Here is an 11,820-nt window from a genome sequence, read left to right as displayed (position 1 = left end):
TCTTCGAAAATCTCTTCAAACCACGTCAGCGTCGCCTTACAGTAGGTATATGTTACTGACTTCGTCAGTTCTATCTGCAACCTCAAAACCGTGTTTTGAGCTGACTTCGTCAGTCTTATCTACAACCTCAAAACCGTGTTTTGAGCAACCTGCGGCTAGCTTCCTAGTTTGCTCTTTGATTTTCATTGAGTACTAGCTAGTAAAGCTAAAAAGAATCCAGAAAAGCTTCCAGATTCTTTTGTGAAAATGATTGCTAGGGCTTACTTAGACTGAAAGAAATCCTGTTGGGATAAATAATCATAATGCTCTTTGTTAAATTGATATTGGCCCACATGCTGACTAATCTGACCGACATCCACGGAAAAAATATAGGCTTCATTTTGATAGTGCCAGTTCAACCTAGCTGTATTCAAGGCTGTTTGATAAGTAAAATCTTGAACTTGATTCCAAGGCATCTCAAGGACTTGATTAGAGCGATTTTCAGTTATATCACTGATATCCATCAAATAGATCCCCTTAGGTGTGAATGCCAGAATCTTAGGCTTCACACTCGACTGAACATAGTAGGAACCACCTATAATGAAAAAATCAATAAAGGATTTGAACCATGTCTTTTTCTTGAAGGCCATCAGAAAATTCTTTTGCCCTTCAATGTGGCAAGTTGAAAGAAATGATGCAATCTGTTTTTCTGTCGCAAACTCCATAATAGCGCCCATGATGTTACCTCCATAAAAATCACTAAATAGCCAGTTAAGAATTCTTCACATAAAGAAGAACTTATCAATTATTACGTTTTATCTTACTTTTCCAGTAAATGACATCCCTCCTATAACATTACCCTAGCATGTGCACACTTCAATCAACATTGGGTAGATTTTCGAAAATGGTTTCTCACGTTTTTGTTATATTCATTATAACATAAATTCAAGAAACAAAGAAAAAAATGTGAGATTTTTCTTCCAAATTTGCCATCATTCTATTAAAAAACGACAGTTTCCTTCGAAACCATCGTTTTTCTTGAAAAATCCTTATTTGACATGTTTTGCCAATTCTTCTTGGGCTTTTTTATTGGATTCTTCTTTTTCTTTCAACCATTTTTCTCTGGCTTTTGCATATTCGTCTGTTGTGACAATCTTATCTTGTACTTTGAGGTATTTATAGGATTCAACCCCTTTATTACCAGCCAATGAATAAGGTGCTGAGAAAGGAACTGTTTTTCTCAAGCCAGGTGTTCCACCCAATGAAACATTTGGAATCGCTAGAGAACTATCTACCAACCAAGCTTGAACATCAGCATATTTCTCATAACGTTTAGCCGGATCTTGCTCCTTATTAGCTTCTTCCAACATTTGAGTATAGACATCCAGTCCAACCGCCTTGGCCTTGTCATTGGCTTCACCCGGCTCTAGTCCAAGATTTTGTAGAACCCCACCATTCTTGACACTAAAAATATCAAGATAGCTAGATGGATCGAGATAGTCCGCGCTCCAACCACCATTGTATAAATCGTAATCTTTCTGGGCTGCAGTCGGAGCCAAATAGCCTGTATTATCAGCGTCTTCAGTAGAGAGTTGTTGAATGTCAATTACAACATTTTCTGCACCTAAGGCTGCTTCAATAGATTGCTTCATAGAGCTTACTTCTTGAACACCTTTTTTATTAGCTTGGTCAACTGTCATGTCTAAGTGGATAGGGAAGGTTACTCCCTTGGCTTCTAGCTCTTTCTTAGCTTCCGCAAACTTAGCCTTAGCTTTTTCTGGATTATAGTATGGATCTTGGGCATCTGCAAAGTTGATACCTTGCCATTCCTTACCATAATTGACCATCTTAGAAGCTACTACTTCACCAAAGTCTTTTCCTTTGATACTTACAAAGGTTGGAGGAACAACCAAATTACGTAAAATCTTAGTCGCTCCGTCTTCTCCCTGAGTTTGAGCCCCGTAGGCTGTACGGTCATAGGCAAAGTTAATGGCTTGACGGAAGTTTTTATTAAGAACCGCTTCCTGAGTTGATTTCTTTTCAGCATCACTTGTCTTGGAAGTAAACTTATAAGATTGTCTATCCAGATTAAAGTTTAAGAAGTAAGACGTAGCGTTCTGCATACTATAGATGATATTATCTTTGTATTTTTCTTTAATCCCTTCATAACTTGAACTATTCGGATAGAGACGAGCGTAGCTGTAGGCTCCGTCTGTAAAGTTACGAACAAGAGCATCTTGGTCACTACCATCATAATAGGCCAATTTGACATCATCGACAAGGACATTTTTCGCATCCCAGTAGTTAGGATTTTTCTTGTATTCGATGACAGATTTTGAAACAAGGGCTTTCATCAAGAAAGGTCCATTGTACAAAATATTAGCAGGGTCTACCTTCCCAAAATCATCCCCTTTTGATTTCAAGAAATCTGCATTGACTGGGAAAAGAATGGTTGAGGTTGTTTTTGAGTTCCAGTAAGGTTCTGGTCTAGCCAAGGTATATTGAACCGTTTGGTCATCAAGAGCCTTGACTCCGACAGTTGAAAAGTCGCTTGTTTTCCCAGTGATATAGTCATCCAAGCCTGCGACAGAGTCCTGCACTAGATACAAGGCTTCTGATTTTTTATCAGCCGCATATTTCAAACCTGTCACAAAATCTTGGGCAGTTACAGGTGCATATTCTTCTCCCTCAGAAGTAAACCACTTGGCATCCTTACGAAGTTTGTAGGTATAGGTCAAACCGTCCTTAGAAACACTCCAATCCTCTGCCAAGGATGGCACATAGTTCCCGTATTGGTCATTTTCCATGAGACCATCTACCAGATTGGTCACAATATCATTGGTTGTTGCACGGTTTTCTGCTAGATAGTTCAAACTAGATGGATCACTTGAATAAACATAGTTATAGGTTTTTGATCCTGTGCTAGAATTTCCACACGCGCTCAATAAAATTCCTGTACCCAGGACAAGACCTGCCAAGGTTAGATATTTGCTCTTAGACTTTTTCATTTCCAGAACCTCCTGATTTAAATATTTGTTTTATTATACAACGTTTAGTTTGTTTAGTCAATGATTTTTTCCAAAAAAAATCGAAAAAGACCTCATCTTCTACTTTCAAAAGATAATTTTAGCTATTTTGACGCTAAAAAAGGAATAAGTTTCAAGTTCTCCTAAAAGATTGTTCAACTTATTCCTTTTATTTATAAATGCTATCTTACGAAAGCTTAAATTTTACTCGCAGGCGATCTGCTTGAGCTTTTCCAATCACCTTATCCAATAAACGAGTACGGAGACTCATGACTCCGTATACTCCTCCACCCATGGCACCTACAAGGGCTACATAAAGGAAGCTCCATAAACGCCCACTTGGTTGGAAGAAAAATCCTAACAGCCACTGGATGGTTCCTATTAACAGAAACATGACTAGGGTCAGCAAACTGATTAAAATGGTTCGCTTCACAATCACCTTGCGCTTAACACCCGTTACCTTACAAATGTCCCGATACATCAAGACGTTAGGAATGATGAGAGCAATGGTTGTTGAAATCAAAGGCCCATAACTGTGGAAGAGGGCGATGGTAGGTAGTTGCAAGACTAGCTTGGCAATGGAACCATAGATAAAATAGAGAACTGCCTTGCGGTTGCGGAACATGGCCTGAAGCATTGGAGACAAGACCATGTACAAGCCTAAAATAGTAGACTGCAAAACTGCAAAGACAAACAAGCCCATGGCCAAACTATCTGGCTTGCCATAGAAGACTGTATAAAGAGGTTCTCCTACCATAACCACTCCAACCGTTGCTGGTAGCAGGAATAAGAAAAGCATGGTAATACTGTCCTGAACTAGACGTGAAGCCGACTTCAAGTCCCCCTTGACATAGTTTTCAGTCAAAAGTGGCAAGCCTACACTCCCAATCGAAACCCCAACAGAAATCAAAATCATAGTGATTTTATTTGGGTTGGCTGAGAAATAAGAAAACATGACAACCAAGTCTTCATTACTATAATTGGTAAACCAGCCCATACTATTGATAAAGGTCATCTGGTCCAGAATCTGGAAAAGCTGGATGGCAGACCCTGTCAGGATAAAAGGAATGGCTTCCTTAATGGTGTCGATCAAAAGACGCTTGCTGTTAATCTTATCCCCTGTTTCAAAGACTCTTTTGAGTAACCCTTCTTGAGCAAGGAAATAAATCAAAACTCCAAAACTGGCTACCATACCGACAAAGGCCGCAAAGGTCGATTGGGTAACGGCTGCTAGGTAATCTCCTGAACCAATCTTCATAATGATAAAGGTAGCTAAAAGCATCCAGATAACACGAATGACCTGCTCAGCGATTTGGCTCATGGCATAAGGTTTGAGGTTATTCATCCCTTGGAAAAATCCTCGGATAACACTCATAGACGGGAAAATCAAGACTCCCCAAGCCAAGCTCTGCATGATTGGGATCAGGTCTTTCCCTACACCCGACAAGTCTGCTAGCCAAGGAGCAAAGACATACAAGACTAAAGAAAAAACCAGACCTAGTCCTGTCATAAATCCTAAAAAGCTCCGAATCAGGGCAAAGCTATGCTCCTCTTCTCTCATGGTATTATACTTGGCAACTTGCTTGGCCACTGCAACTGGAATACCTGCTGTTGAAACCAGCAAGAACCAGGCATAGATATTGTATCCCATGGTAAAGAGTCCATTTGCTGTAGCCGCATAAGACCCCATCCAGATGTACCAAGGGATAATGTAAATAGCCCCAAGTAGGCGACTGATAAAGTTACTAGCCGTTAGCCAAGCAGTCCCCCGTAACATCTGGGCCTGCTGGTGATTGTTTTCGTGCGACATAGATTCCTCATTTGATTTTAATAACTAGGAAAAACTCCTTATCTTCCATTATAAACTTTTCCTTGTTACTTGTAAATTTACGACTTTCGGTTTACAATAGAAAGTATGATAAAGATTGAAACTGTATTAGATATTTTAAAGAAAGATGGTCTCTTCCGTGAGATTATCGACCAAGGACATTATCACTACAACTACAGCCATGTCGTATTTGACACCATCTGCTATGACAGTCGCAAGGCCAAAGAAAAGAGCCTCTTTTTCGTTAAAGGTGCTGCCTTTAAGAAGGAATTTCTTCTTTCAGCAATCTCTCAAGGACTCGATTGGTATGTGGCTGAAAAAGACTATGAGGTTGGTATTCCTGCCATTATCGTCAGCGATATCAAGAAAGCCATGAGTTTGATTGCCATGGAGTTCTATGGTAATCCACAAGAGAAACTCAAAATTCTCGCCTTCACAGGAACTAAGGGTAAGACAACAGCAGCTTACTTTGCTTACAACATCCTATCTCAACGTTACCCAACCGCCCTCTTGTCAACCATGAATACGACTTTGGATGGCACGACTTTCTTTAAATCTTCATTCTCAACACCTGAAAATATCGACCTCTTTGACATGATGGCTCAAGCTGTTAAGAATGGAAGAACCCATATCGTAATGGAAGTCTCTAGTCAAGCCTATCTAGTCCATCGAGTCTATGGTCTGACCTTTGATGTAGGTGTCTTTCTTAACATCACTCCAGACCATATCGGCCCGATTGAACACCCTAGCTTTGAAGACTACTTCTACCACAAACGTCTCTTGATGGAAAATAGCCGAGCAGTCATCATTAACAGCGACATGGACCACTTCTCTGTACTAAAAGAACAAGTGGCAGATCAAGACCATGATTTCTACGGTAGTCAGTCGAGCAACCAAATCGAGAATTCCAAAGCCTTTAGCTTTTCAGCTAGTGGTAAACTCGCTGGAGACTATGATATCCAACTGATTGGTCACTTCAACCAAGAAAATGCCGTTGCTGCTGGACTTGCTTGTCTCCGTCTCGGAGCTAGTCTTGAGGACATCAAAAAAGGAATCGCTGCAACCCGCGTTCCTGGTCGTATGGAAGTCCTCACTCAGAAAAATGGAGCCAAGGTCTTCATCGACTATGCCCACAATGGTGACAGTCTGAAAAAACTAATCAACGTGGTTGAAACTCATCAAACAGGAAAGATTGCTCTGGTTCTCGGTTCGACAGGAAATAAGGGAGAAAGTCGTCGTAAGGACTTTGGCCTCCTCCTCAATCAGCACCCTGAGATTCAAGTCTTTTTGACTGCTGATGACCCCAACTATGAGGACCCAATGGCCATTGCAGATGAAATTAGTAGCTATATCAATCATCCTGTTGAAAAAATTGCGGATCGCCAAGAAGCCATCAAGGCAGCAATGGCCATCACAAATCAAGAATTAGATGCTGTCATTATTGCTGGTAAGGGAGCTGATTGCTACCAAATCGTCCAAGGAAAAAAAGAAGCCTATCCTGGAGATGCCGCCGTAGCAGAAAATTATTTATAAGGATCGTAAAAAAATCGGCTCTATAATATTTGTAGTGGGTAAATCCTCTATAGATATTATGGAGCCTATTTTTGTATAGAAAAAAAGTCCCATAAGATCTATAATGAAAAGCGACCAAACAACTCATTAGAAAGATTCATATGGAACAATTACATTTTATCACAAAACTGCTCGATATCAAAGACCCTAATATCCAATTTATGGATATCATCAATAGGGATACACACAAGGAAATTATCGCTAAACTGGATTATGAGGCCCCCTCTTGTCCTGATTGCGAAAGTCAAATGAAGAAATATGACTTTCAAAAACCGTCTAAAATTCCTTACCTCGAAACGACTGGTATGCCTACTAGAATACTTCTTAAAAAGCGTCGATTTAAGTGCTATCATTGCTCTAAAATAATGGTCTCAGAGACCCCTCTCGTCAAGAAGAATCACCAAATCCCTCGTATTATCAACCAAAAAATTGCGCAAAAGTTGATTGAAAAGACTTCTATGACCGATATCGCTCATCAACTGGCTATTTCAACTTCAACTGTCATTCGCAAGCTTAATGACTTCCGTTTTAAGCCTGATTTTTCTAGTCTTCCTAAGATTATGTCCTGGGACGAGTATGCCTTCACTAAGGGAAAGATGAGTTTCATTGCACAAGATTTTGATAATCTCAACATCATCACTGTTCTTGAAGGCAGAACACAGGCTATCATACGAAATCACTTTCTGCGCTACGATAGAGTCGTTCGTTGTCAGGTGAAAATCATTACGATGGATATGTTTAGTCCTTATTATGACTTGGCTAAACAGCTTTTTCCATGTGCTAAAATTGTTCTAGATCGTTTTCATATTGTGCAACACTTAAGCCGTGCTATAAGTCGTGTCCGTGTTCAAATCATGAATCAATTTGAGCGAAAATCCCATGAATATAAGGCTATTAAACGCTACTGGAAACTCATTCAACAGGATAGTCGTAAATTGAGTGATAAACGATTTTATCGCCCTACTTTTCGTATGCACTTGACGAATAAAGAAATTCTAGATAAGCTTTTGAGCTATTCAGAAGACTTGAAACACCACTACAATGTCTATCAACTCTTACTCTTTCACTTTCAGAACAAGGAGCCAGACAAATTTTTCGGACTCATTGAGGACAATCTTAAACAGATTCATCCTCTTTTTCAGACTGTCTTTAAAACCTTCCTCAAGGATAAAGAAAAGATTGTCAATGCCCTTCAACTACCTTATTCTAATGCCAAATTAGAAGCAACTAATAATCTCATCAAACTTATCAAACGAAATGCCTTTGGATTTCGGAACTTTGAAAACTTCAAAAAAAGGATTTTTATCGCTCTCAACATCAAAAAAGAAAGGACGAATTTCGTCCTTTCTAGATCTTAGCTTTTCTTCAACCCACTACAGTTGACAAAGAGCCAAAAAATCAAGGGAAACGAAACCCTTGATTTTTTCTATTTTTATTTAAAAGCGTTTTTCAAACCTTCAACGGCACCTTCTACAGCACCTTTAGCGTCTTCTACAACGTCTTTTGCCTTAGCAACTGTTTTTTCAACAGCTCCTTCAAGTTCTGTCTTGCTGTCTCCAGTAACTTTACCAAAACCTTCTTTGACAGCGCCTGCTGCTTGTTCCAATTTGTTTTCAAGTGACATATGATTGTCTCCTTTAGTTTATTCCGATATGTGTTACCGGTTACATATAGTTTATACCGAATACTAAGAAAAGTCAAACAATGTGCTCAGAAAAATCAATCACACTAAATAGAAAGTTAATCTTTCCTTATCAAAATCGATAGCCAACTCATACTTCCCTTCTTCATTTTGGACAATATAACCTAGGACAACTAAACTGTCCACAAAGATGTCACGGCGTTTCTGCATAAGCTGGTCTTTTTTGAGAAATTTCAACAAAAAAGTCGTCATGTATTTGAGAGCATACTCAGAATTAACATCTCCCAAAATGTCGTAAAGTTCCTGCTGTTTTTCTGTCAAAGGATACTGATGTTTGATCTTGTAGAAATAATTGGACAGGGTCATTTTTGATCTCGCAAAGTCCGTCTTTTCAACTAAAATAGCTGCATTGGTTTGATTGCGCAATTCCGTCTCAAAACTCTTCTCCAACAAAGTTTGATAAATTGGACTATCTTCGCTAACAAAAATCTCTTGATCCAGTTCGAGACTATCGAGTGATTCAAGCATAGGAAGATTAAGGTAATAACGCTTATTTTCCCGTAGAATAAAGCCAGCCTTTATATACTCTTCCATGAGTTTGTCAACTGCTAGATCTGGAAATTGAGCCTTGATTTCTCGTAAAATCACATCATCATGCTGGTTCAGATAGCGGATCAATTCTCCAAAAAATGGCTGTCTCGTCAAACGAGAGGGATTAAAAATCTGAATCATGAAGATTCCTTTCTTTACTTTCTAACAGAGGCGATGCTGCCAACTGACTAGGGTTGGTCCCAGCTTGGTTTAGAGGGACAGGCAAACCTAGTTCTCTGTAATACTCTTTCCAAAAATCACTAATCTCCTGCTTCCTATCCCTAAATTTCATAGGAATAGTTTCAAAAATGGGGAGAATTTCTGCCATATACTGGGAACAGTAGAAACCAACTCCATCTGGATAGAAAGAAGCATTGTAGGGAGCCCCTAGATGTTTGCAAGCTCTTCCCTTCACCGACTGGATATCCATTTCTGGGTAGACATAGAGATCGTACAAGTGATTGGACTCAAAGAAGTCTGCTGGTTCCTGACAGATAACACCCGCCTTTCCACTAGCATGATAAATCATCCCATCCAAATAAATGGCAACATGGTTATAGTTGCCTGTGGAAGTCTGGATAGCCTGTCCCATGTCCGACTCATCTCTCACAAAAATCAAATCACCATTTTCTAACATACTTCACTCCTAGAAAAAAAGGAGCCGAAACTCCTTTCGATATAAGGCAAACTAGCCTTTCCTAATTTGAATTAACACTCAAAATCTTAAGCATTAAAGCTTTCAGTCAATTGAGGTACCACTTGTTTCTTACGTGAAACAGCACCAGCAAGGAAAGCATGGTTGTTTTCAAGTTTGAAGTTGAAAGCCGCTTCGACCTTATCCATATTAGCACCAAGAGCCAAGATTTCTGAGTTTGAGTTGACGATATCTGTAATCATCAAGACAAAGTCAGAGTAGCCGTTTGCTTCGTTAGCAGCTTGCATTGCAGCTTCAATTTCTGCTTGACGTTCCAAGACTTCAGCGATGTCAACTGTGTTCACTTGGGCAACACGGACATTATTTCCGTTCAATTCAAAAGTTTTAGCATCGATGTCAATCAATTCTTCAGCAGATTTGCTAGCCAAGTTTGTACCAGCTTTCAACATAGCCAAACCATACTCTTCCAAGTTTACACCAGCTAATTCAGCCAATTCAGGAGCAATGACTGTATCTGTTGGGTGTGTTGTTGGTGATTTCAAAAGAAGAGTATCTGAAATCAAACCTGAAAGCATCAAACCAGCAATCTCTTTAGGCACAGCTACACCATGTTCTTTGAACATACGGTAAACGATTGAAGACGCTGAACCAACTGGCTCCAAACGCATGTAAAGTGGGCTTGCAGTTTCAAAGTTAGCCACACGGTGGTGGTCCACAACACCATAAACTTCTACTTCAGCGATATCTGATACAGATTGTTGGAATTCATTGTGGTCAGTCAGGATAACTTGCTCTGCCCCCTCTGCTTTGGCAGAAGTGATGACACGCGGTGCTTCCACACCAAAATAGTTCAAGACAAAGGCTGTTTCTTCATTTGGAGTTCCAAGGGCAACAGCTTCCGTATCCAAACCGTAAGCTTCTTTTGCAAGGTAGGCAAAGGCTATAGATGACCCGATGGCATCTGAGTCTGGATTTTGGTGACCAAATACTAGAATCTTAGACATGATAATACCTCATTTTGTTTATTCTCTTTATTGTAGCATTTTTTTCGCTTTTTGACAAAAGTAAGAGGAGTCAAAGGACTCCTCACGATTCTTCAAAATAACTGAGTAAATTTCTATCTTGATTTTCAGATAAAAATTGCTCCTTCTGTGGTCTCTTCTTACGCTTGAGAAGGGCTTCAGCTGACATGGCTTCTTCCTTACTGGCAAAACCTTGAGCATAGATAAGTTTGACTGGCAAGCGTGCTCGTGTATATTTGGCTCCCTTCCCACTATTATGGACAGCGAGGCGTTTTCTCACGTCAGTCGTATAACCCGTATAGTAGGAACCATCACGACACTCCAGCACGTACATATAAGCCTTATGATCCATAATAAATCTCTTCGAGTTCCGGCGTGTAAGAGCCATCATCATTGTGGACAATGAGAGGTGGCAAGACCTTAAAGCCACTTGTCGAGCCATCCTTGATGGCCTCAATCAAAAGCATATTGGCTTCTTTTTCCCGCTTTGGATAAACAAACTGCAGGCGCTTAGGGGCTAGATTATGCCGTTGTAAGGTATCCAAAATATCCAGAAGACGGTCAGGACGATGAACCATAGCCAACCGTCCATTAGACTTGAGAATACTCTGGGCACTGCGACAGATTTCCTGCAAGTTGGTCGTAATTTCATGGCGCGCCAAGAGGTAATGTTCGCTCTCGTTCAGGTTTGAATGAGGATCCACCTTAAAATAGGGCGGATTACACAAAATCATATCCACCTTACTTCCCTGAATGTAAGCAGGCATATTTTTCAAATCATCACAGATGACTTCCATCTGCTCTTCTAAGCCATTCAAACGGACAGAGCGTTCAGCCATATCCGCCAAACGCTCCTGAATCTCAACAGCCAAAATCTGTGCCTGAGTCCGAGTGCTAGCAAATAGCCCCACTGCTCCATTCCCAGCGCAGAAATCCACTATCAAGCCCTTTTTAGGAAAACGTGGAAAGCGTGACAAGAGAACACTATCCACCGAATAGCTAAAAACCTCTCTATTTTGAATGATTTTAATATCTGTCGAAAAGAGCTGGTTAATGCGCTCTCCTGATTTTAATAATTGTTCTTCTTCCATGGTTCTATTATAGCAGATTTATATTAACATTACAAAAAATATAAAACTCTAAACTACTTCTTCTTTTTTAAATAGTGCAAGGCTTCTCTAGTCCAAATTGGCATCATTCGTTTAAGAGGCGCAAAGCCGTAGTTAAAACGGTCGCTTGAAAAGCGTCTCCGTCTCGGAAACTGGTGCTTTTCTTCCTCCAAAGTGCGGATAGAAAGACTGGCTTTCCCTGTAAATTCATCTAAATCTACTACCTGAACCTGAACCTCTTCATCGACTTTCAAGGCTTCATGAATATTTTCAATAAAGCCTGTCCGAATCTCTGAAATGTGAATCAGCCCTGTATCACCTGTCTCTAGCTCAACAAAGGCACCGTAGGGCTGAATCCCTGTAATACGACCCTTTAGCTTATCACCGATTTTCATC

At 40.1% G+C, this 11,820-nt stretch carries 13 protein-coding genes; 2 read left to right on the top strand and 11 right to left on the bottom strand.

All coding sequences use genetic code 11. The annotated features are described in order from the left end of the window. Positions 1-36: 36 nt before the first annotated feature. The 4 genes from ACLV7Q_RS03570 to ACLV7Q_RS03555 form a co-directional block, all read right to left on the bottom strand. The gene (locus ACLV7Q_RS03570; protein WP_225904746.1) at positions 37-186 is read right to left on the bottom strand and encodes a hypothetical protein; all 150 of its coding nucleotides are present in this window, start codon (positions 184-186) and stop codon (positions 37-39) included. A gap of 74 nt (positions 187-260) precedes the next feature. Further along, positions 261-716 (bottom strand): hypothetical protein, encoded by a 456-nt coding sequence (locus ACLV7Q_RS03565; protein WP_218757868.1) that lies wholly within the window; start codon positions 714-716, stop codon positions 261-263. A 312-nt stretch (positions 717-1,028) separates the two neighbouring features. Next, positions 1,029-2,987 carry a peptide ABC transporter substrate-binding protein gene (locus ACLV7Q_RS03560; RefSeq protein ID WP_218757867.1) on the bottom strand — a complete coding sequence of 653 codons (1,959 nt, stop codon included), beginning with the start codon at positions 2,985-2,987 and terminating at the stop codon, positions 1,029-1,031. Between the two features lie 205 nt (positions 2,988-3,192). Beyond that, a complete protein-coding gene (locus ACLV7Q_RS03555; RefSeq protein WP_218757866.1) occupies positions 3,193-4,815 on the bottom strand; it encodes a putative polysaccharide biosynthesis protein in 1,623 nt (540 codons plus the stop codon). Between the two features lie 105 nt (positions 4,816-4,920). Here ACLV7Q_RS03555 and ACLV7Q_RS03550 point away from each other — a divergent pair, with 105 nt between their 5' ends. Together ACLV7Q_RS03550 and ACLV7Q_RS03545 are read left to right on the top strand one after the other, a co-directional pair. Then, the gene (locus tag ACLV7Q_RS03550; RefSeq protein ID WP_218757865.1) at positions 4,921-6,366 is read left to right on the top strand and encodes a UDP-N-acetylmuramoyl-L-alanyl-D-glutamate--L-lysine ligase; all 1,446 of its coding nucleotides are present in this window, start codon (positions 4,921-4,923) and stop codon (positions 6,364-6,366) included. Positions 6,367-6,506: 140 nt separating this feature from the next. Next, a complete protein-coding gene (locus tag ACLV7Q_RS03545; RefSeq protein WP_050213065.1) occupies positions 6,507-7,763 on the top strand; it encodes an ISL3 family transposase in 1,257 nt (418 codons plus the stop codon). A gap of 74 nt (positions 7,764-7,837) precedes the next feature. On the opposite strand, the gene ACLV7Q_RS03540 is transcribed toward ACLV7Q_RS03545, so the two are convergent. From ACLV7Q_RS03540 to ACLV7Q_RS03510, 7 genes are all read right to left on the bottom strand, one after another. Continuing rightward, a complete protein-coding gene (locus tag ACLV7Q_RS03540; RefSeq protein WP_218757483.1) occupies positions 7,838-8,029 on the bottom strand; it encodes a CsbD family protein in 192 nt (63 codons plus the stop codon). A gap of 99 nt (positions 8,030-8,128) precedes the next feature. After that, a complete protein-coding gene (locus ACLV7Q_RS03535; protein ID WP_218757482.1) occupies positions 8,129-8,779 on the bottom strand; it encodes a DUF1803 domain-containing protein in 651 nt (216 codons plus the stop codon). Further along, positions 8,763-9,275: a YiiX/YebB-like N1pC/P60 family cysteine hydrolase gene (locus ACLV7Q_RS03530; RefSeq protein ID WP_218757481.1), complete on the bottom strand. Its 513-nt coding sequence runs from the start codon at positions 9,273-9,275 to the stop codon at positions 8,763-8,765. The genes ACLV7Q_RS03535 and ACLV7Q_RS03530 overlap by 17 nt, the downstream gene beginning before the upstream one ends. An 86-nt stretch (positions 9,276-9,361) precedes the next feature. Beyond that, on the bottom strand, positions 9,362-10,297 hold the full coding sequence (locus ACLV7Q_RS03525) for a manganese-dependent inorganic pyrophosphatase (protein WP_218757480.1): 936 nt from the start codon (positions 10,295-10,297) through the stop codon (positions 9,362-9,364). 82 nt (positions 10,298-10,379) lie between these two features. Continuing rightward, on the bottom strand, positions 10,380-10,667 hold the full coding sequence (locus ACLV7Q_RS03520; protein ID WP_218757479.1) for a GIY-YIG nuclease family protein: 288 nt from the start codon (positions 10,665-10,667) through the stop codon (positions 10,380-10,382). Beyond that, a complete protein-coding gene (locus ACLV7Q_RS03515; protein ID WP_033685376.1) occupies positions 10,657-11,406 on the bottom strand; it encodes a tRNA1(Val) (adenine(37)-N6)-methyltransferase in 750 nt (249 codons plus the stop codon). Before ACLV7Q_RS03515 ends, ACLV7Q_RS03520 begins: the two co-directional genes overlap by 11 nt. A 53-nt stretch (positions 11,407-11,459) precedes the next feature. Next, on the bottom strand, positions 11,460-11,819 hold the full coding sequence (locus ACLV7Q_RS03510) for a S1 RNA-binding domain-containing protein (protein ID WP_000689593.1): 360 nt from the start codon (positions 11,817-11,819) through the stop codon (positions 11,460-11,462). Between the last annotated feature and the right edge of the window lies 1 nt (position 11,820).

It is taken from the genome of Streptococcus mitis, from assembly GCF_965111725.1.
GTDB classification, from domain to species: domain Bacteria; phylum Bacillota; class Bacilli; order Lactobacillales; family Streptococcaceae; genus Streptococcus; species Streptococcus mitis_DV.
The sequence above is the reverse complement of the archived record's forward strand: the minus strand, read 5'-3'. Positions and strand labels throughout refer to the sequence as shown.